This window comes from Limnohabitans sp. Rim28, from assembly GCF_000293865.2.
GTDB lineage: Bacteria > Pseudomonadota > Gammaproteobacteria > Burkholderiales > Burkholderiaceae_C > Limnohabitans_A.
In genome coordinates, this window is sequence record NZ_ALKN02000001.1 from 363,291 (window position 1) to 383,450 (window position 20,160).

22 protein-coding genes, 1 tRNA gene and 4 riboswitches are annotated in these 20,160 nt (G+C 60.1%); of the genes, 13 read left to right on the forward strand and 10 right to left on the reverse strand.

Annotated elements, in window-relative coordinates; genetic code table 11:
• Window positions 1-852, forward strand: coding sequence for a glutamate racemase (murI, locus tag B472_RS01680; protein WP_019428095.1), 852 nt, complete (start codon window positions 1-3; stop codon window positions 850-852).
• 3 nt (window positions 853-855) lie between these two features.
• On the opposite strand, the gene B472_RS01685 is transcribed toward murI, so the two are convergent.
• The 6 genes from B472_RS01685 to B472_RS01705 form a co-directional block, all read right to left on the reverse strand.
• Window positions 856-2,157 (reverse strand): MFS transporter, encoded by a 1,302-nt coding sequence (locus tag B472_RS01685; protein WP_026039761.1) that lies wholly within the window; start codon window positions 2,155-2,157, stop codon window positions 856-858.
• A 13-nt stretch (window positions 2,158-2,170) separates the two neighbouring features.
• Entirely contained in the window at window positions 2,171-2,797 is a 627-nt protein-coding gene (locus tag B472_RS01690) for a DUF6806 family protein (protein WP_019428097.1), read from the reverse strand.
• Between the two features lie 19 nt (window positions 2,798-2,816).
• Window positions 2,817-2,908 (reverse strand) — tRNA-Leu (locus B472_RS01695).
• A 39-nt stretch (window positions 2,909-2,947) separates the two neighbouring features.
• Window positions 2,948-3,340, reverse strand: a complete 393-nt coding sequence (locus tag B472_RS01700) for an MAPEG family protein (protein ID WP_019428098.1) — start codon at window positions 3,338-3,340, stop codon at window positions 2,948-2,950.
• A 121-nt stretch (window positions 3,341-3,461) separates the two neighbouring features.
• Window positions 3,462-3,632, reverse strand: a complete 171-nt coding sequence (locus B472_RS17205) for a hypothetical protein (RefSeq protein ID WP_019428100.1) — start codon at window positions 3,630-3,632, stop codon at window positions 3,462-3,464.
• Between the two features lie 135 nt (window positions 3,633-3,767).
• On the reverse strand, window positions 3,768-4,400 hold the full coding sequence (locus B472_RS01705; protein ID WP_019428101.1) for a glutathione S-transferase family protein: 633 nt from the start codon (window positions 4,398-4,400) through the stop codon (window positions 3,768-3,770).
• A gap of 124 nt (window positions 4,401-4,524) precedes the next feature.
• Here B472_RS01705 and B472_RS01710 point away from each other — a divergent pair, with 124 nt between their 5' ends.
• The 3 genes from B472_RS01710 to B472_RS01720 are packed head-to-tail and all read left to right on the forward strand — an operon-like array spanning window position 4,525 to window position 6,231.
• Window positions 4,525-5,460 carry a nitronate monooxygenase family protein gene (locus B472_RS01710; protein ID WP_026039762.1) on the forward strand — a complete coding sequence of 312 codons (936 nt, stop codon included), beginning with the start codon at window positions 4,525-4,527 and terminating at the stop codon, window positions 5,458-5,460.
• 35 nt (window positions 5,461-5,495) lie between these two features.
• Window positions 5,496-5,939, forward strand: coding sequence for an FKBP-type peptidyl-prolyl cis-trans isomerase (locus tag B472_RS01715; protein ID WP_019428103.1), 444 nt, complete (start codon window positions 5,496-5,498; stop codon window positions 5,937-5,939).
• Window positions 5,940-5,952: 13 nt separating this feature from the next.
• Window positions 5,953-6,231 carry a cupin domain-containing protein gene (locus B472_RS01720; RefSeq protein ID WP_019428104.1) on the forward strand — a complete coding sequence of 93 codons (279 nt, stop codon included), beginning with the start codon at window positions 5,953-5,955 and terminating at the stop codon, window positions 6,229-6,231.
• A gap of 8 nt (window positions 6,232-6,239) precedes the next feature.
• Here the strand turns inward: B472_RS01720 and B472_RS01725 are convergent, their stop codons facing one another.
• The gene (locus B472_RS01725) at window positions 6,240-6,665 is read right to left on the reverse strand and encodes a carboxymuconolactone decarboxylase family protein (protein ID WP_019428105.1); all 426 of its coding nucleotides are present in this window, start codon (window positions 6,663-6,665) and stop codon (window positions 6,240-6,242) included.
• A 57-nt stretch (window positions 6,666-6,722) separates the two neighbouring features.
• Between B472_RS01725 and B472_RS01730 the strand changes: the two genes are divergently transcribed.
• Window positions 6,723-7,343 (forward strand): peroxidase-related enzyme, encoded by a 621-nt coding sequence (locus B472_RS01730; protein ID WP_019428106.1) that lies wholly within the window; start codon window positions 6,723-6,725, stop codon window positions 7,341-7,343.
• Here B472_RS01730 and B472_RS01735 read toward each other — a convergent pair.
• The gene (locus tag B472_RS01735; RefSeq protein WP_040506084.1) at window positions 7,301-8,017 is read right to left on the reverse strand and encodes a TetR/AcrR family transcriptional regulator; all 717 of its coding nucleotides are present in this window, start codon (window positions 8,015-8,017) and stop codon (window positions 7,301-7,303) included. The two genes, B472_RS01730 and B472_RS01735, sit on opposite strands and share 43 nt — an antisense overlap.
• A gap of 100 nt (window positions 8,018-8,117) precedes the next feature.
• Between B472_RS01735 and B472_RS01740 the strand changes: the two genes are divergently transcribed.
• A complete protein-coding gene (locus tag B472_RS01740; protein WP_019428108.1) occupies window positions 8,118-9,011 on the forward strand; it encodes a metal-dependent hydrolase in 894 nt (297 codons plus the stop codon).
• Window positions 9,012-9,016: 5 nt separating this feature from the next.
• On the opposite strand, the gene B472_RS01745 is transcribed toward B472_RS01740, so the two are convergent.
• Together B472_RS01745 and B472_RS01750 are read right to left on the reverse strand one after the other, a co-directional pair.
• Window positions 9,017-9,439 carry a thioesterase family protein gene (locus B472_RS01745; RefSeq protein ID WP_019428109.1) on the reverse strand — a complete coding sequence of 141 codons (423 nt, stop codon included), beginning with the start codon at window positions 9,437-9,439 and terminating at the stop codon, window positions 9,017-9,019.
• Between the two features lie 10 nt (window positions 9,440-9,449).
• A complete protein-coding gene (locus tag B472_RS01750) occupies window positions 9,450-10,232 on the reverse strand; it encodes an SDR family oxidoreductase (protein WP_019428110.1) in 783 nt (260 codons plus the stop codon).
• Window positions 10,233-10,396: 164 nt separating this feature from the next.
• Here B472_RS01750 and B472_RS01755 point away from each other — a divergent pair, with 164 nt between their 5' ends.
• The 7 genes from B472_RS01755 (at window position 10,397) to gcvP (ending at window position 19,906) form a co-directional block, all read left to right on the forward strand.
• Window positions 10,397-12,088, forward strand: a complete 1,692-nt coding sequence (locus B472_RS01755) for an electron transfer flavoprotein-ubiquinone oxidoreductase (RefSeq protein WP_019428111.1) — start codon at window positions 10,397-10,399, stop codon at window positions 12,086-12,088.
• 192 nt (window positions 12,089-12,280) lie between these two features.
• Window positions 12,281-13,252 carry a TRAP transporter substrate-binding protein gene (locus B472_RS01760; protein ID WP_019428112.1) on the forward strand — a complete coding sequence of 324 codons (972 nt, stop codon included), beginning with the start codon at window positions 12,281-12,283 and terminating at the stop codon, window positions 13,250-13,252.
• A 72-nt stretch (window positions 13,253-13,324) separates the two neighbouring features.
• Window positions 13,325-13,819, forward strand: coding sequence for a TRAP transporter small permease (locus tag B472_RS01765; protein WP_019428113.1), 495 nt, complete (start codon window positions 13,325-13,327; stop codon window positions 13,817-13,819).
• Window positions 13,816-15,093 carry a TRAP transporter large permease gene (locus tag B472_RS01770; RefSeq protein ID WP_026039764.1) on the forward strand — a complete coding sequence of 426 codons (1,278 nt, stop codon included), beginning with the start codon at window positions 13,816-13,818 and terminating at the stop codon, window positions 15,091-15,093. Before B472_RS01765 ends, B472_RS01770 begins: the two co-directional genes overlap by 4 nt.
• A 9-nt stretch (window positions 15,094-15,102) precedes the next feature.
• Window positions 15,103-15,218: riboswitch (glycine riboswitch) on the forward strand.
• Between the two features lie 10 nt (window positions 15,219-15,228).
• A riboswitch (glycine riboswitch) is annotated at window positions 15,229-15,361 on the forward strand.
• Window positions 15,362-15,405: 44 nt separating this feature from the next.
• Window positions 15,406-16,545, forward strand: coding sequence for a glycine cleavage system aminomethyltransferase GcvT (gene gcvT / locus B472_RS01775; protein WP_019428115.1), 1,140 nt, complete (start codon window positions 15,406-15,408; stop codon window positions 16,543-16,545).
• A gap of 68 nt (window positions 16,546-16,613) precedes the next feature.
• Window positions 16,614-16,979 (forward strand): glycine cleavage system protein GcvH, encoded by a 366-nt coding sequence (gene gcvH / locus B472_RS01780; protein ID WP_019428116.1) that lies wholly within the window; start codon window positions 16,614-16,616, stop codon window positions 16,977-16,979.
• A 20-nt stretch (window positions 16,980-16,999) separates the two neighbouring features.
• Complete coding sequence (gcvP, locus tag B472_RS01785) at window positions 17,000-19,906, forward strand: aminomethyl-transferring glycine dehydrogenase (RefSeq protein ID WP_026039765.1); 2,907 nt, start codon at window positions 17,000-17,002, stop codon at window positions 19,904-19,906.
• A 36-nt stretch (window positions 19,907-19,942) separates the two neighbouring features.
• Window positions 19,943-20,036, forward strand: a riboswitch (glycine riboswitch).
• Between the two features lie 10 nt (window positions 20,037-20,046).
• Window positions 20,047-20,151, forward strand: a riboswitch (glycine riboswitch).
• Window positions 20,152-20,160 lie beyond the last annotated feature (9 nt).

Below are 20,160 nucleotides of genomic sequence, written 5' to 3' on the forward strand. Positions count from 1 at the left end.
GTGAACGCCCCCATTGGCGTTTTTGACAGCGGCATTGGGGGCCTGAGTGTGCTGCGGGCCTTGCAAAAGGCCCTGCCGCACGAACGCTTTGTGTACCTGGCCGACAGCGCGCACGCGCCATATGGCGAGAAAACCGAAGCCTTTGTGACCCAGCGAACGCTAACGATTGCCCTGCATTTGCGGGCGCAACACCACATCAAAGCGCTGGTGGTGGCCTGTAACACCGCCACCGCTGCAGCCATCCACGCGCTGCGTGCCCTGCACCCCCAATTGCCTCTGGTTGGCGTCGAGCCTGCCCTGAAACCCGCCCTGGCCCTGAGCCGCACAGGCCATATCGGCGTGATCGCGACACGGGGCACAGTGGGCAGTGACAAATTCGCTCGGCTGTTGGCCAGTTTGCAAGCCGAGGCGCATTTTGTGGTGCAAGCCTGTAACGGCTTGGCCTTGGCCATCGAGCAAAGCACCCTGCCCGATCAGGCGCGGGCCGCGCAAGATCAAATCTCGCACTTGCTGCAGACCTATACCCAAGCCATGGGCCGCTTTGGTACAGGGCCTGGTGACATCGACACCCTGGTTCTGGGTTGCACCCACTATGTGTTTGTCGAAGACGAGTTGCGCCAACTATTGGGGCCAGATGTGCAATTGCTCTCGACAGGCGAGGCCGTGGCACGTCAAACGCAGCGTTTGTTGGCGGCGGCTGATTTGCTGAACACACAAGCCCCCCATGAGACTGCGCAGCCCATGCGCTTGTTGACCACGGGTGACTTGCAAGGCCTGCAAGCGGCTGCCCAGCGCTGGTTGGGTTTGCCGCCTGAGTTGTGCGAGGCAGCGCCTGCCACCCTGCAAGCCTGAACTTCAGGCGGGCTTTTGCGCCGCCAAACGGCCGCGCTCAACGTCAACGGGCATCAAAAGCACCAAGCCCAAAATGAACAGCAAAGAGGTCGCCCCGATGGCCAAACGCTGATTGCCGTCGCTCAACCAAGTGATCAGGCCGTACATCAGCGGCCCCAGGATACTGGCCAATCGAATGGCAAACGTCCACAGGCCAAAAAACTCACCCAAGCGGTGAGCCGGCACCATCAGGCCGGCCATGGCTCGGCCCGTAGACTGGCTGGAGCCCATGCAAAAACCAGCAATGGCTGCAGCCCACCAAAACGTGGCTTTGTCGGTCGACAAAGCCGCGATGAAACAGGTGACCACCCAACCCAACAAGGTCAGTGCCAGCGTCAGCTTGTGGCCCGCGCGGTCTTGCACGTAACCCAACAAGAAAGCACCCGCAAAAGCCGCCAGGTTGAGCACAAAAATCAGCACCATGGTCTCTTGCGGCTGAAAACCAATCACCTGCTCGGCGTAAATGGCTGCCAGCGTGATGGCCACAGCCACCCCGCCCTGATAGGCCACCGCACAGGCCAGCAAACGGGTGAAGTCTCGGTAAGGCAAGGCCTCACGCAAGGTTTGCTGCAGGCCACGCAAGCTTTGAACCACCGAAACCACCGGGGCATGGGGTTGCGGCGGCGAGTGCTCGCGCAACAAAGCCAAAGTCACCAAGGCCGCCGCGCCGTACATGGCCGCCGTGATCCACATCGTCACCGGCACGAACTGGCTACCCGATTCGCCACGCGCCTGGGCAGACAGCACATAGGCCAAGCAAATGCCCAAAGTCAGCATGCCACCGATGTAGCCCAAAGACCAACCCCAGCCGCTCACGCGGCCCATGGCGTGGGGCTTGGCCAATTCGGGCAAAAACGAGGCGGTCAGCGACTCACCATACGAAAAGAAGGTGTTGGACACCACCAAGATGAACAAGCCCAACGCCACCTGACCTGGCCCCACCAGAGACAAGGCCGCCGTGCTGAGCACGCAACCTGCGGTGACCCACATCAGCATGCGCTTTTTGCCGGCCACACGGTCGGCCCAGGCACCCAGACCGGGCATGGTCAGCATGACCACCAAATAAGAAAGGCTCAGGCCCGATGTCCAGGCCAAAGTGGCCCAGTCGGCGCCATCGGCCACGCCACCCACAAAGTAAGCGGCAAACACGGCCGTGATGACCACCGTGGAATAGCCCGAGTTGGCGAAGTCGTACATGGCCCAGCCAAAGACCTCGCGCAAGCGCACACCCGGGTTGAGCGCAGAACGGAGTCCTGAAGCATTCATGGGCTGCCCCCAATCAGTGCAGGTGACGTGGACGGCGACCGCCGCCGCCATGACCATTGCCGCCACCGGGGCCACGGGGCGGCTTGCCAATGTCCAATGAGCTGACCAAACTGTCAAAGCGCAAACCGAACAACTTGTCGATTTCAGCCACCACACCCGACAACTCGGCGCCATCAAAGTGGCGCTCCATCATGTTGACGACATCGTGCACCAGCAAATCACGCTGGGCTTGCATGATGGCCCCTGGGTCAGGGCCGACAAACAACATCACAAAATCGTCGCGCGACTCGGCCCCATTGGCCTCGTCCTCGTCGTCAAACTCGGTGTCGTAAAAAGTCACCTCGATTTGGGTGCCTGCAGCAGACAATTCGTTGAGGTTCATGCACAGGTCGTCCATGACCAAGCGAAAATCTTCATCACCCCGCACCGTCCAGCACAGGTGCAAGCGGCTGGTGACAGGGTCAAAACGGATACCGGGCTCTTCTTCGTAGAGGCTGATGGCGCCCTCTGCCAAACTGCGAGCGCCGGCGTAGCGCCACAAAGGCTTCAAAGCCTCTTGAATGGCAGCAGTGTCGGTGCCGGTTTTGATGGGCACATCACCATGCACGTGAATTTCAAGCGCTGCGTTGTCTTGGGTCATGATGGTGCTTAGAGTACTTTGGTGCCCCGGGCCGAAATCGAATCGGCACGCCCCTGTTACGGAAGCAACGGATTTTAAGTCCGGTGTGTCTACCAGTTTCACCACCGGGGCAGAGGTCTTATTGTGCCTTGTTAACTTGCCTTTATGGCATCAAGCCGGGTGCAAATTCAGCATCGCCATGGCGAACAGGGCCAGAACCACCACATAGGCTCCCGACCACACCATCGTGCGCCATTTGGCTTTGTCCGTGACATAAAAGAAAATATAGGCCACCCTGAAGGCGATGAACAGCATGGCCAAAGCGTCGACCCAGTCGGGTTCTACCCCGGTGAGCAGCGCCAAAATCACACCCACTGCAAAAAAGGGAAAGGCCTCGAAACAATTGGCTTGAGCCGCATTAGCACGGGCCCTGAAGCCGGTCTGACGGGCCAGCCAAGCGCGAGGGTCGCTGTTGTCATAGCCCTTGAAGCCTGATTTGGCAATGCCTGCACACACCACCGGCATGAGGCCTGCCACCAACACGGCGCCATAAGAAATCAACATTCAGCTCTCCTTGAAGTGACCCATTTGGCCTGACCCAAAGCACGCCAAAAAGTCGAAAAAAAAGCCACTGATTTGCTCAGTGGCTGGGCACTGGCCCGGCAAAACGCCGGGCTGACCTCGATCAACCGCCCTTTGTAGAGCGCTTACCTGGGTTCTTTTTGCTGCGTGTGGACACGCCGCGCTCGAGGCTGACGCGCTGTCCACGGCCGCCTGTGCGCAAGGTCACGCCTGGCAGTGCGGGCAGTGGGGGGGTGAATTTACGATCTGCTTCGGTGACGATTTTGTTGCCCATCTGTGGCTCCGGATAAAAATGCAAAACGATATTAAGCCACAAGAATGGGCCGATTGAGCCCACGCCGACGGCTTTGGCCGCGAAATGCACCCAGTGGTGCGCCTGCAGTCCTGCTTCAAACGGCCTGAACGCCCTTCAATCTCGGCGCAAGGCCACGGCAAAGCCCCTTTGCACGGCGGATCGAGCCATCATGCTTTGGTACCAACGCTGAACATGTGGAAACTTCGCCAAATCAACCTGGTGACGGGGGTGGCGCCATACCCAACCCAAGATGGCGAAGTCGGCGATCGACAAATCCCCCGCAAAAAACGGCTGCTCGGCCAAGCGGCGGTCCATCACGCCATAAAGGCGCAAGGTTTCGGCCATGAAGCGCTGCAAGCCATAACGCTGGTCAGCCTCGTCCTTCAAAGCCACAAAGTGGTGCACCTGGCCCGGCGCAGGGCCAAAGCCCCCCATCTGAAACATCAACCACTCGAGCACGGCCACCCGGGCAGCGCCTTGAGCAGGCAAAAACTGCCTGGTTTTTTCAGCCAAATAAATCAGGATGGCACCCGACTCAAAGACCGTTTGCGTTTGCCCGTCGGGCCCATCGGTGTCGACCAAGGCCGGAATTTTGTTGTTGGGACTGATTTTCAAAAAATCAGGCGCAAATTGCTCATCGCGCGTGATGTCGACCACCTGGACCGCGTAACTCAGGCCCATTTCTTCCAGGGCCACGGTGATCTTGCGGGCATTGGGGGTGTCAAAAGCAAACAGGGTCAAAGCCATGACCAAACCTTTCAAAGAACAAGCTGTGAGTTTAGGCAAAGCCCAGGAAAAGCGGCGACAGATTGGCGACTGCACCGGCATGACAAGGGCCGTATCATGGATTTTTCACCGACAAGGCCCAGACATGAACCGCGTTTTAGCCCACACCGGGGCACGTTATCCCATCTTGCAAGCGCCCATGGGCTGGATTGCCCGAAGCGCTTTGGCCTCTGCGGTCTCACGCGCTGGCGGTTTGGGGATCATTGAAACGTCTTCGGGTGAAACCGAAAATTGCCAACGTGAAATCCTGGCGATGCGCCAGACAGGTTTACCGTTTGGCGTCAACCTGCCGATTCGGTTTTTGAAAGACGATGCCATGCTGCGCTTTGTCTGCGAATCGGGCGTGCGCTTTGTCACCACCTCTGCAGGCAGCCCCGCCAAGTTTGTAGCGCCCCTGCAAGCGGCGGGCATCGCGGTGTACCACGCCGTGCCGACCTTGGAGGCAGCCCTCAAGTGCGCCGATGCCGGTGTCGACGGCTTGGTGGTCGAAGGCTCTGAAGGGGGTGGATTCAAGAATCCCGAAGAGGTCAGCACATTGGTACTTCTGCAGGCCATTCGCGAAAAGACCGACCTGCCCCTGATTGCGGCAGGCGGCATCGTGGACGGGCGCGGCATGGCCGCTGCATTTGCCTTGGGGGCTGAAGCCATTCAAATGGGTACGCGCTTTGTGGCCTGCGCCGAGAGTCCGGTGCACGCGCATTACAAACAAGCCATCGTGGACGCCAGCACCACCGGCACTTACATGCTCAACACCAAGTCCTCGCCTTGCATCCGCGCCCTGAAAGCGCCCTTCACCCAGAGCCTGCACGAAGCAGGCCTGATGGGGCCTGATGCGTTTCAAGGCATACAACAGGTTTACTTTGGCGGCGACATGAACGCTGCGCCCGCCTTGGCAGGCCAATCGGCGGGTCTGGTCCATGAAGTTCTGACCGCTCAGCACATCATCGACCAAACGGTGGCCGAGTTCCGCAGCATCACCGCAAGGCTTGGGCTGTTGGCACAACAACACGCTTTTGGCTAAGCTCAAACACTTCAACCCACCCTGCCCCACTTGCCATGAAAACCCTTTTGACCCTCAGCAGCCTGACTTTTTGCCTTTTGAGCGCTTCGCCGGCCTCGGCTTCCAACGCGGTCACGGCCGCAGCGGCCCAAGAAGCGGGCGCCAGACTCACGCCCTCGGGCATGGTTTACCGCGCCCTCAAAGAAGGCACGGGCGCCAGCCCCAAATCCTCGGACAAAGTGAAAGTGCACTACCGGGGCACGCTGCCTGATGGCAAAGAATTTGACAGCTCCTACAAGCGCAATGAAGCCATTGAGTTCCCCCTGAACCGGGTCATTCCCTGCTGGACCGAGGGCGTCCAAATGATGAAAGTGGGCGGTAGCGCCAAATTAACCTGCCCGCCCGCCACCGCCTACGGTGAACGGGGCGCAGGCGGCGTGATCCCCCCCAACGCGACTTTGCTGTTTGAAGTCGAACTGCTCGCCATCAACGGCAAATAAACAGGAGTTGCGCATGAACACCCCCACTTTGGAATCCTTCACCGCCCAATCCATGGACGAGGGCTTTGACGAAATCATCGTGCGCCAATGGGACGCCAACCTGAAACTCGACACACACACCCATCCTTTCGACGTGAGTGCCTATGTGGCGCAAGGCGAATACTGGTTGACCGTGGGCGACGACGTCAAACACCTCAAGGAAGGTGACTTTTTCAGGCTGGCACGCAATGTGGCCCATGCCGAGTTGTATGGCCCGCAAGGCGCCACCGTCTGGGTGGCGCGGGCCAACTGATCGGGCACTCAGGCCATCGATTCGACCACTTCGGTCACGCTGCGAAACGCATCGATGGCCGTGGGGAAGCCACAGTACACGGTGGCATGCAGCATCACCTCGCGCAACTCTTCGGGCGTGGCGCCGTTGTGGATGGCCCCGCGCACATGGGCCTTGAGTTCATGCTGCTTGCCCTGCGCCGCCAGCATGGCCACGGTGATCAGGCTGCGGGTTTTCAGCTCCAAACCTGGGCGCTGCCACACATTGCCCCAGGCATTGGCCGTGATGAACTCTTGCATGGGCATGGTGTAGTCGGTGGCGGCGCCCAAAGCGCGCTCCACATAGGCCGGTCCCATGACCTGGGTGCGGGTGGTCAGGCCCGCTTGGAAGGCCGCATCGTCGAGGCGGGCATCACGGGCTTGGTCAATGGCTGAAGTTGAAGGTGTTTGGGACATGACAGGCTCCTGTAAAAGCCTTGAGCATAATCAAAGGCAAGCCCTCCAGGAGACACCATGAGCACACCCCAAACATCCCCTAGCACCCCCCGTTACCCCGCCCCCGAAATCCGGGACTTGCCTGACGACATCCGCGCCAAGGTGCTGGAAGTGCAAGAAAAAGCCGGTTTTGTGCCCAATGTGTTTTTGGCCTTTGCCCGTCGCCCGGCCGAGTGGCGTGCGTTTTTTGCGTACCACGACGCCCTGATGGTGCCCGAATCCGTGGGGCGCACCAGCGGCCTGACCAAGGGCGAGCGCGAGATGATCGTGACCACCACCAGCGCGGCCAACAACTGCTTGTATTGCGTGGTGGCCCATGGTGCGATTCTGCGCATTTACGAGAAAAAACCCCTGGTGGCCGACCAAGTGGCCATCAATTACCGCAAAGCCGACATCAGCCCCCGCCAGCGCGCCATGCTGGACTTCGCGCTCAAAGTCTGCAACCACTCCGACCAAGTGGAAGACGCCGACTTTGCCGCCCTGCACGCGCACGGCTTTGACGACGAGGACATCTGGGACATCGCGGCCATCACCGCTTTCTTTGGCCTGTCTAACCGCATGGCCAGCTTCAGCGGCATGATGCCCAACCCCGAGTTTTACCTGATGGGCCGTGCGCCCAAAGTCAAACCAGGGGCTTGAAGGGGCTCTGGCCGGGCCAACAGAGCCCAAGCCATCTGCACCAACACCTCTTCGAACGCGGGACTGCCCAGCAAAGGCGATTTTTCCAGGCTGGCGCTGCGCAGCGTGCCAATGACCGAGCGGGTCAACACAAACAACTGCGCTGGGCTGGGGGCTTGCAGCGCCGGGTGGTCAATGCGCTCAAAAAAGATGGCCAACCGGTCGGCCACCTGTCGAACGGCGCTGGCCGTTTCTTCGGGCTTTTCGAGCGTCCAGCACAGGTGAATCAGGCTTTGGCTGAGGCCCTTGCCCGTGGCAAAGCCCCGCACCAAGATGCGAATGGCCTTGGCCAGCAACTCGCGGCCATCCAACTCGCGCACATCGGCCAAATTTTCCAGCTCACTCAGGTAGCGCCCCAACTCCTGCAGCACCATGCCCTGCCCTTTGGCCGCCATGGCGCGCACCAGCACTTCTTTGCTGGGGAAGTATTGGTAGAGCGTGCCAATCGAGAAACCGGCTGCAGCGGCCACCTTGTTGGTGGTCAAACCGGCCTCGCCTTCTTTGTCCAAAATCTGAGCAGCCGCCTTGAACAGGGTTTGCATGGTTTGCTGCGCCCGGGCCTGCGAGGGCTGACGACGCAAGCCGGCTGGAGCTTGCGGCTGAGCCGTTGTCTTGCTGGGTTTGGCACTGGCCATGAAAAAGCCCTTCAAAAAATGTGAGCAGATCGCGAGTTGCAAGGTCTTTGCAAAACCTGAACAATGCTCATATTCTGTCTGATCACCTACAAAGCACGCCATGAGCACACCCGCATCCCCGACCGAATTGACCGTTCGCCGCCTCAGCGTGGACCTGAGCCAAGGTTTTTCTCGTCACTGGAACGGTGGCGACGCGTTTTTAACGGCCTACGCCAACGCGCTGTCCATGAGTTTTCCAGTCGGAGAGCAGTCTTTCATCGACGCGGTCAAAAACGGGGCGAAGAACCTGCCGGACACCCCAGAAAACGCCGAACTCAAGCACATCGCCAAGGGCTTTGTGGGCCAAGAAGCCACCCACCGCCACCTGCATGCGCTCTACAACGCGCACCTGGAAAAGCAAGGCCTGGTCAACCACTGGGGCCCCCGTGCTGAACAACGCCTGAAACAAGGCCGCGAAGAGTTCTTCAGCAAAAGCGACAAGGGTTACCTGCACGAATTGGCCATCACCGCCGCTTTTGAGCACTACACCTCCATCTTTGGCGACCTGACTTTGGACCGCATGGACCAAGCAGGAGACTGGTTTGCCAAGGCCGAAGACCCTCTCAAAACCCTGTGGCGTTGGCATGCGGCCGAAGAGTCCGAGCACAAATGTGTGGCCTTTGACCTCTACCAACGTTTGGGTGGCAACCATCAGTGGCGCATGCGATGGTTTTGGTACGTGACAGTCCAGTTCAGCACCGACGTGTTTCGCCAGACGGTCAACAACCTGTGGCACGACAAGACGCTGTTCAAGCCCTCCACCTGGTGGTCGGCGTCCAAGTTCTTGTTCGGTCGCCACGGCATGGTGTGGCGCGTGGCCAAGCCCATGTGGGCCTACACCCGCAAAGACTTTCACCCCATGCAAGTGGGCAGTGCCACACTGTCGCAAGACTGGTTGCAAAGCCACGCCCACCAATGGCGTGCGGTGGGCACAAGCGCCCCATCGGCGGCTTAACGCCTTCAGTCGCTGACCAAAGCCCGCACCCAGTCGGGCAAGGTCACCGCCTTTTGATTCGGGAAATCCACCCAAATCGTGGTGGCACCACCGGCCGCAAAAATCACCCCGGGCTGGTCGGTGCGCTCCAAAGTGCACCAACTCTCGAAGGTCGTGCGGCCCGGGTCGCTGACAAACATCTTGGCCAGAATGTCGCCGGGAAATTCAAACTGTTTGTAGAAATTGCAAAACGCGTTCACGATCACAGGCCCCTGCCCTTGGGGGTTGACCTGACACCCGATTCCTTCAAACCAGTCGATGCGCAGCGTCTCCATGTAGCGAAAGTACACCGTGTTGTTGACATGGCCCATGGCGTCCATGTCACCCCAACGGATGGGGATCACCAGCTCAAAAACTTGCTTTTTGTGTTCAGGCAGCGACAGCTTCATGGCCTGACCCTCACACGGCAAAACCGTCGTCGGCCGACACCACTGCACCATTGATGAAGTGGCTCTGGTCGCTGGCCAGCAGCATCAACAAAGCGTCCAGGTCTTGCGGCTGGCCCACGCGTTTGCGCGGCAGCATGCTGATGAGCTTTTGGCCCTGCTCGGTTTGCCAGTGGTGGTGGTTGATTTCGGTGTCGATGTAGCCCGGGCAAATCGCGTTCACGTTGATGCCGAACTTGCCCCACTCGACGGCAAAGGCCTTGGTCATCTGGATCACAGCGGCCTTGCTCATGCAGTACACCCCAATTTGCGGCAAGACCTTGAGGCCTGCCATCGAGGCAATGTTGATGATGCGCCCGCCGGTGAAGCTGCCCGGCGCTGCGCCCTTGGCCCGGGCCAGCATGCGCTTGCCCACCTCTTGCGCCACAAAAAACGCGCCGCGCACATTGGTGTCCATGATGAAGTCGTAGTCTTCTTCGGTCACATCCTGGATGCGCTGGGTGGTGCTCACGCCCGAGTTATTCACCAAAATATCGATGCTGCCCATCTCGGTTTCGGCGTGCGCCACGGCGGCGGCAATGCTGTGCCGGTCGGTCACATCCATCTCGACCACATGGGCGTCGCCGCCCGCGGCCTCGATCTCAGCCCGCAGGTCCTTGAGCTTTTCCATGCGGCGACTGGCCAGCACCACGCCCGCACCCGCTGCGGCCAAGGTTTTGGCAAATTGCGCGCCCAACCCCCCGGACGCCCCCGTGACCAAAGCCACGCGGCCGGACAAATCGATTTCATAAGCCATGACATCTCCTCTGAGAATGAACCCTTACCGGGCAAAAACGGTTGACGCCATTGTGCAGGCCAAGCCGCCAAGAGCCGCATAAAATGAGTCACACGCCCGACACCACTTCGACATCAAGGTGTCCGGGCATTTGTATTGACCCCCTTGCACTTGAAGAGACGCCCATGAGCCCCGAAGACATCCTGAGCACTTACGGCCCCCGCGAATCCATGGAATACGACGTGGTCGTTGTCGGCGGCGGCCCCGGTGGCCTCTCGACGGCCATTCGCTTGAAGCAACTGGCCGCTGAAAAAGGCCAAGACGTGTCGGTGGTCGTCCTTGAAAAAGGCGGCGAGCCCGGCGCGCACATCCTGTCGGGCGCCATCATGGACCCCAAGGCCTTGACCGAACTCTTCCCCGACTGGAAAGAGCGCGGCGCGCCCCTCAACCAGCCTGTGACTGACGACGCCTGGAGCTTTTTGAGCGAGACCGGCGCCACCCGCACCCCCGGCATCTTCCTGCCCGAGTGCGCGCAAAACCACGGCAACTACATCATCAGCCTGTCCAATTTCACCCGCTGGTTGGGCCAGCAGGCCGAAAACCTGGGTGTTGAAATTTTCCCGGGCTTCACGGCCGCCGAAGTGCTTTACAACGAAGACGGCAGCGTCAAGGGCGTGGCCACTGGCAATATGGGTGTGGGCAAAGACGGCGAACCTACCGAAAACTTTCAGTTGGGCATGGAGCTGCACGCCAAGTACACCGTGTTTGCCGAAGGCGCGCGCGGCCACCTGGGCAAGCAGCTGATCGCCAAATACCAACTCGACGAAGGCCGCGACCCGCAGACCTACGGCATCGGCATCAAAGAAGTCTGGGAGATCGACCCCTCACGCCACACCCCCGGCTTTGTCATGCACACCGCCGGTTGGCCCATGAACAACGACACCTACGGCGGCGCTTTCATGTACCACATGGAAGACAACAAGATCGCCATCGGTTATGTGGTGGGTCTGGACTACGCCAACCCGTGGCTGAGTCCCTTTGAAGAGTTGCAGCGCTGGAAGACCCACCCCAACATCCAGTGGTACTTCACCAACGACCAAGGTGAAGTCAACGCCAAACGCATCGGCTACGGCGCCCGCGCCATCACCGCTGGCGGCCTGATGAGCCTGCCCAAAACCGTGTTCCCGGGGGGCGCCTTGGTGGGTTGTGACGCCGGTTACCTGAATGTGAGCCGCATCAAGGGCAGCCACGCCGCCATCAAGACCGGCATGCTGGCCGCCGAAGCGGCTTATGACGCCATCGTGTCCGGTCGCCAGCACGACGAGCTGAGCGCCTACCCCGAAGCGTTTGAGGCCAGTTGGCTCTACACCGAACTCAACAAGTCGCGCAATTTCAAGACCTGGTTCAAAAAGGGCCTGACGGTGGCCACACTCATGAACGGTTTTGAGCAGTTTGTCTTGCGCGGCCACATCCCATGGACGCTGCGCCGCGACAAGGCCGATCACACCTATCTGAAAGCTGCGGCCGAGTGCCCCAAGATCGACTACCCCAAGCCGGACGGCAAGCTCACCTTCGACCGCTTGAGCAGCGTGTTCATCAGCAACACCAACCATGAAGAAAACCAGCCCGCCCACCTGACCCTCAAAGATGCGTCGGTGCCCGTGGGCATCAACTTGGCGAAATTCGCAGGCCCAGAAGCTCGCTATTGCCCTGCCGGTGTTTACGAATACGTCAAGAACGAAGACAACAGCGACCGCCTGCAGATCAACGCGCAAAACTGCGTGCACTGCAAGACCTGCGACATCAAGGACCCCACACAAAACATCGTGTGGGTCACACCAGAGGGCGGTGGTGGGCCCAACTACACCGGCATGTGATGCCCCTCCAAAGAGGCCCTCAAAGCCTCTTATTTCATGGGCCTTTGCTTATTTTCAAAGCAGGGTCTCCAAGGCATCATCACCCCCGCGAAAACCCTAGGCGAAATGGTTTCGCCAAACACCATAATCCGATTTGTATGACAAGTTGATTCCCACCTTGTTGTCTTCCACCGAATCATGAGGAGCTTTTGAATGAAATTGAGCAAATTGATGTTGGGCCTGAGCCTGGCTGTCGGTATCGTGGCCACGGCCTCCGCACAAATCACCATGCGCAACAGCATCTCTGTGGGTCAAAACTCCCACCAAGGTGAGGCCATTGACACCTTGGCCAAAGAAGTCGAGCGACGCACCAACGGTCGCATCAAGATCCAGAACTTCTACTCTGGCGCTTTGGGCGGCGAGCGCGAGTCGATTGAATCGGTGCAACTGGGTACCCAGGAATTGGCCACCACCTCCACCGGCCCCGTGCCCAACTTTGTGCCCGAGTCGCGCATCTTGGATGTGCCTTTCTTGTTCCGTGACAAAGCGCACGCACGCGCTGTTTTGGACGGCCCTATTGGTCAAGAACTGTTGACCAAATTTGACGCCAAGGGCTTCAAAGCTTTGGCCTGGGGCGAAAACGGCGTGCGCCACATGACCAACAGCAAGCGTGCGGTCAATGAGCCCAATGACCTCAAGGGTTTGAAGATGCGCACCATGGAAAACCCCGTGCACGTCGCGGCCTACAAGAGCTTGGGCATTGTGACTACCCCCATGGCGTTCCCCGAAGTGTTCACCGCTTTGCAGCAAGGCACTGTGGACGGTCAGGAAAACCCCTTGTCCGTGATCATGGCGGCCAACTTTGACCAAGTGCAAAAGCACTTGACCCTCACAGGCCACGTCTATTCCCCCGTGGTGATCTTGATGAACAAAGGTTCATTCGACAAACTCAGCGCCGCTGACAAGCAGATCTTCCTCGACTCGGCCAAAGAAGCCGTCAAGGTCAACCGTGCGCGCGTCGACAAAGACGATGCCAACGGTGTGGCTGAGTTGCGCAAGAAAGGCATGACCATCATCGAGAACGTGGACAAGTCCAAGTTCCTCGCCACCATGGGCCCAGCCATGGCCGAGTTTGAAAAGCAGTTCGGCAAAGCCAACCTGGACCGCATCCGCAATTTCAAGTGATCTGAGTCTTCTGGCAACGCCCGACCGGTTTTGGCTGGCGGGCGTTTTTTAATTCAGCAAAGCGATGGGCCGATGAAACAACTTTACTTACGCTTCGAGAGCTGGACCACCTCCTTCTCGATGATGGTCGCCTGCCTCATGATGGCCTTGGCGTCTGCCTTCGGCATCCACCAGATCGTGACCCGATTCATTCTCGAATCCCCCGCAGAATGGACTGAAGTGCTCATCCGTTTCAGCCTGATCTGGATGGTGTTTCTCGGCATTCCCACCGCTTTTCGCACAGGCGCCATGGTCAGCGTGGATTTGCTGTACCGCTTGAGCGGCGAACGCATGCGGCGGGTTTTGGATGCCGTGGTGGCCATCACGGCCCTGACGCTGTGCGGCATCATTTTGTGGTGGGGCTGGGACTATGCCAACCGGGGCAGCGTCCAGTCCATGATTGGCCTTGAGGGCGTCTCGATGTTCTGGGCGTATTTGGCGCTGCCCGTGGGGGCGGTGTTCAGCATCATCGGCATCATCGGCTTTTGGCTGGATCCCCAGCGCATGGAATTGGAGAGCGCACAATGAGTTCAGCGATGCTTTTCACGATGCTGCTGTGCTTTGCACTGACGGTATCGGTGGCCGTTTCAATTGGTTTGTCGGCGATTGTTGGCATCCAGATCGCCAACGCCAACATGCTCATTTCCGTGAAGGAAATGTTCAACTCGCTGAACAAGTTTCCGCTGGCAGCGATCCCCTTCTTCATTTTGGCGGGTAACCTCATGGAAACCGGCGGCATTTCTCGCCGTTTGGTGGAGTTTGCCAAGAGCATTGTGGGGGGCATCCAGGGCGGCTTGCCCATCACCTGCGTGCTGACTTGCATGATTTTTGCGGCGGTTTCAGGCTCTTCGGTGGCCACCACCTTTGCCATCGGCGCCATCTTGATCCCGGCATTGATCAAACACGGCTACCCCAGGCCATGGGCCACCGCCTTGCAAGCCACTTCGGCCGAATTGGGCGTGATCATCCCCCCATCGATCCCCATGATTTTGCTGGGCGTGAGCGCCGAACTCTCGATCGGCGAGCTGTTTGTGGCGGGCGTGGGCCCTGGCCTGCTGATTGGCTTTGCCCTGATGCTGTTTTGCTGGTTGTATGCGAAGTACAAAGGCTGGGGCAAAAACGACGGCGAGGGCCGCCTGAGCTTTGGCAAAGCCACTTGGCAAGCCAGCTGGGCTTTGCTCATGCCGGTGATTGTGCTCGGCGGCATTTATGGCGGCGTTTTCACCCCCACCGAAGCGGCGGCTGTGGCGGTGCTTTACTCCTTCATTGTGGGCACCGTAATCTACCGCGAAATCGGCTTCAAGGACATGTACACCATCCTGCGCAAATCGGTGATTTCAAGCGCGGTGATCATGTTCATCATTGCCAACGCCGGCTTGTTTGCCTTCATGATCACCCGTGCCGGTGTGCCCGCGGCCATTGGCGCTTGGTTGCAAGAGGTGCTGCAGTCACCCGTGTATTTCTTGCTGGGCGTCAATGCGGCTTTGTTCGTCATCGGCATGTTCATCGAGACCAGCGCGGCCATCATCGTGCTGGCCCCGATCCTGGTGCCGGTGGCGATCCACTTTGGCATCGACCCGATTCAATTCGGCATGGTGATGATCGTCAACCTGGCTTTAGGCATGATCACCCCGCCTTTTGGGGTGAACCTGTTTGCCGCCTGTACGGTGGCCCGAATATCGCTGGACAGGATCATCAAAGACCTGATCCCCTTCATTGGGGTGATCCTGGCTTGTCTGATGCTGATCAGTTATGTGCCCGCCATATCCTTGACCTTGCGGGATCTGATTTTCAGCAAATAAAGTTAGAATACAACCCTGTCAGGAGAGCGCCTGACTTGCTTCCTCGTGAAACAAGTCAGGCCGCCGAAGGCGCAGGCGCTGTGACCAGCTGCTGAACGCTCAGGCAAAAGGACTGACAAAACGCTTGATCCCAAGCGTTACCTCACTGGAGAGAGGTGCCGGACCATCGAGTCACGGCATCCACCGAAGGAGCAACCCGCAGAGTGTTTGGTTCAACAACCGAACGCTCCCGGCGAATCTCTCAGGTAAAGCGGACAGCGAGGGCAAGCGCCACAGCAAGTGCTGTGGTTTTTCGTTGCCCTTGGAGTTTTTGTGACCGCTTCTGCCGACCTGCTCACCACCCCTTTGAATGCGCTGCACACTGAGCTGGGCGCACGCATGGTGCCTTTTGCGGGGTACAGCATGCCGGTGCAATACCCAGCTGGCCTCGTGGCCGAACACCACCACACCCGCAAGGCCGCCGGCCTGTTCGATGTCTCGCACATGGGCCAGTTGTGCCTGCGCGGGGCCGATGCCGCAGCGGCCTTTGAAAGCTTGATGCCGGTGGACGTGATCGGTCTGGGAGTCAACAAACAACGCTACGGCCTGCTCCTCAATGACGAGGGCGGCATCGTCGACGATCTGATGTTCGTGAACCGCGATGTGGCCAACGGGGGTGACATTTTTGTGATCGTCAACGGCGCCTGCAAACACGGCGATCTGGCGCACATCCAGCAACGCATCGGCAGCCGCTGCACCATCGAGCCCCAATTTGACCGCGCCTTGCTCGCCCTGCAAGGCCCACAAGCGGTGACCGCCTTGCAACGCCTCTTGCCTGACGTCGACAAACTGGTCTTCATGACCGGCGCTGCTTTTGATGTGGAGGGCACAGACCTGTACGTGACGCGCAGCGGCTACACCGGCGAAGACGGTTTTGAAATTTCTCTGCCCGCCCACGCTGCCGAGGCCTTTGCCCGCCGCCTGCTGGCCCAACCCGAAGTCAAGCCCGTTGGCCTGGGGGCCCGCAACTCGCTGCGCCTGGAAGCGGGCTTGTGCCTGTACGGCAACGACATCGACACCACCACCACCCCGGTCGAAGCGGGTCTGAACTGGGCCATGCAAAAGGTACGCCGCACCGGCGGTGCCCGCGCGGGTGGCTTTCCGGGTGCGGCCAAGGTGCTGGCACAACTGGACGGCACAGCGCCAGCGCAGCGTTTGCGCGTGGGCCTGGTGGGGCTGGAGCGCGTGCCGGTGCGCGAGCATGTCGACTTGCACAACGACGCAGGCCAAAAAGTGGGCGAAGTCACCAGCGGCTTGCTGGCCCCCACCGCCGACCAGCCCGTGGCGCTGGCCTATGTGCAGGCAGAATATGCAGCGTCGGGCACACGTCTGAACGCCATGGTGCGCGGCAAGGCCGTGCCCATACAAGTCAGCCCCCTGCCCTTCGTCCCCAACCGCTATCACCGCGGCTGAAATTAATCGGTTAATCGGGGTCAGATCCCAATTCAATGACCCCAACCCCCTACACAAGGAGCCCCCTCATGATCAAGTACACCGAAGACCACGAATGGTTGCAAATTGACGGCGACACCGCTGTCGTCGGCATCACCCATCACGCGCAGGATGCGCTGGGCGATGTGGTGTTTGTGGACCTGCCCGAAGTCGGCAAAACCTTCGCGGCCAAAGAGGTCGCTGGCGTGGTCGAGTCGGTCAAGGCCGCAGCCGACGTCTACATGCCGGTGGACGGCGAGGTCACTGAAGTGAACGAAGAACTGCGCGGCGACCCGTCGCTGGCCAACACCGACCCGCTGGGCAAAGGTTGGTTCTTCAAGGTCAAGCTGTCCAACCTGGCGCAGACCGATGCCCTGCTGGACGAAACCGCTTACAACAAGTTCTCTGCTGGTTGATTTTTTTCACGGAGCTGCGCATGCTGATGTCCACCCTCAAGCCCTTGGGCGAACTCGAAAACCCGTCCGAATTCATCGCCCGCCACATTGGCATCGGCGCTGCCGACGAACAGCACATGCTGGGTGTGATCGGTGAGGCGTCACGTCGGTCCCTGATCGAATCCATCGTGCCGCGCAGCATCGCCCGGGCACAAGCCATGGTCTTGCCTGCGCCCCTGACTGAAGCGGCAGCTCTGGCCGAACTCAAAGCCCTGGCGCAGAAAAACCGCTTGCTCAAAAGCCACATCGGCCAAGGCTATTACGGCACCCACACGCCGGGCGTGATTCTGCGCAACATCCTGGAAAACCCCGCTTGGTACACCGCCTACACGCCTTACCAAGCCGAGATTTCGCAAGGCCGCATGGAAGCATTGGTCAACTTCCAGACCATGGTGACCGACCTGACCGGCATGGCCATTGCCAACGCCTCCATGCTCGACGAGGCCACTGCGGCCGCCGAGGCCATGACCTTGGCGATGCGCACGGTCAAAAGCAAAAGCAAGGTCTTCGTGGTCTCACGCGCTTGCCATCCACAAACCATCGAGGTCATCCAGACCCGCGCCAAACCCTTGGGCATTGAGGTGCTGGTACCGCAGAGTGCCGACGCCTTCACCGCGGCGCTGAACGCTGAACACTTTGCCGCTCTGGTGCAGTACCCCTGTAGCACCGGGTTGGTGGAAGACCTCAGCGGCTATGCCGCACAAAGCCATGCGCAGTCGGCCGCCTTCATCGTGGCCGCTGACCTGCTGGCGCTCACGCTGCTCAAGCCCCCTGGCGACATGGGCGCCGACATCGTGGTGGGCACCACGCAGCGCTTTGGCATGCCCATGGGCGCGGGTGGCCCGCACGCGGCTTACATGGCCTGCCGCGACGAGTACAAGCGCTCCCTGCCCGGCCGCTTGGTCGGCGTGAGCGTGGACGTGCATGGCCAACCCGCCTACCGCTTGGCACTGCAAACCCGCGAGCAACACATCCGCCGCGAAAAGGCCACGAGCAACATTTGCACCGCGCAGGTGCTCCCCGCCGTGGTGGCCAGCATGTACGCCGTGTACCACGGCCCCGAGGGCTTGAAGCGCATTGCGCGCCGCGTGGCGACCTACACCGCCATCTTCGCGCAAGGCTTGCAAAGCCTGGGCTACAAGCTGCGCAAAGACACCGCCTTTGACACCGTCTGGATCGCCATCGGCGAATCCTCGGCCTCGCTCATTCAGCGGGCCCTGCAAGCGGGCATCAACTTGCGCAAGGCTTGCGACAAGAGCGTGTCGATCTCGCTGGACGAAACCACCACGCGCGAGGACATCCAGGCCCTGTGGCAAGTGTTCGCCGCCGAATCAGCCAACCCGGGCCAGGCGCTGCCCAGCTTCGATGCGTTCGAAAAAGGCATCGAGCCCCTGATCCCCGAATCCCTGCGCCGCACCAGCCCCTTTCTGACTCACCCGGTGTTCAACCACTACCACTCTGAGACCGGCATGCTGCGCTACATCCGCCAGCTGTCCGACAAAGATTTGGCGCTGGACCGCAGCATGATCCCCTTGGGCAGCTGCACCATGAAGCTCAACGCCACCAGCGAGATGATCCCCATCACCTGGCCCGAATTTGCGGGCGTCCACCCCTTTGCCCCGGCCGACCAACTGGCGGGCTACCAACTGCTGGACCAGCAACTGCGCGACTGGCTGTGCCAGGCCACGGGTTACAAAGGCATCAGCCTGCAGCCCAACGCAGGCAGCCAGGGCGAATACGCCGGTCTTTTGGTCATTCAGGCCTACCACCGCGCCCACGGCCAGGGCCACCGCAACATCTGCCTGATCCCGTCCAGTGCGCACGGCACCAACCCCGCCAGTGCCCAAATGGTCGGCATGACCGTGGTGGTCACCCAATGCGACGAGAACGGCAACGTGGACATGGCCGACCTGCAAGCCAAGTGCGAGCAACACAGCGCGAACCTGGCTGCCGTGATGATCACTTACCCCAGCACCCACGGGGTGTTTGAAACCCAGGTCAAGCAGCTCTGCGAGCTGGTGCACCAGCACGGCGGGCGCGTGTACGTGGACGGCGCCAACATGAACGCCCTGGTGGGCGTGGCCGCACCGGGTGAGTTCGGCGGCGATGTGAGCCACCTGAACCTGCACAAGACCTTCTGCATTCCGCACGGCGGCGGTGGCCCCGGTGTGGGCCCTGTCTGCGTGGTCGAAGACCTGGTGCCCTATCTTCCGGGGCACGCCACCGGCGGTGTGCCGGTCAACGGTGTGGGCGCTGTCAGTGCCGCGCCTTTGGGCAATGCCGCCGTGCTGCCCATCAGCTGGATGTACTGCCGCATGATGGGTGCCGAAGGCCTGAAGCACGCGACCGAAGCGGCGATTTTGTCGGCCAACTACATCAGCAAGCGCCTGGCTGCGCACTACCCCACGCTCTACGCCAGTGACAGCGGCCATGTGGCCCACGAATGCATCTTGGATTTGCGCGGCCTCAAGGAGACCAGCGGCGTGATGGCCGAAGACGTGGCCAAACGTTTGATGGATTACGGCTTTCACGCACCCACGCTGAGCTTTCCGGTGGTCAACACCTTGATGGTGGAGCCCACCGAGAGCGAAACCCTGCAAGAGCTGGACCGCTTCATCGACGCCATGATCGCCATCCGCGAAGAAATTCGTCAGGTGGAAAACGGCAGCTGGCCGCAGGACAACAACCCCCTGAAAAACGCGCCACACACAGCAGACAGTCTGCTGGGCAGCGAATGGAACCGGCCCTACAGCCGCGAGGTCGGTGCCGCGCAAGCCCAGCGCGTGCCCGGCAGCGTCAAGTACTGGCCACAAGTAGGCCGTGTCGACAACGTGTATGGCGACCGCAACCTGTTTTGCAGCTGCATTCCGCTGAGCGACTACGCCTGATCCACGCGCAAAGGAAGACCCACACTTCAAAATCAAATACTCGCATCGGGAGAGACTGTCTGTCACAGCAGACAGCGCCGAAGGAGCAACCACCCCGGAAACTCTCAGGCCAAAGGACCGATGCAGGTCGACACATCCGTGTCAAAAACTCTGAAGAGCGCCCCGGCTTCGTCAGCCGGGTCCACCGCAGGAGCAAGCCGAACCCCGTTCGGTGAATCTCTCAGGTTTCAAACAGAGGGGGTCATGCAGAACAC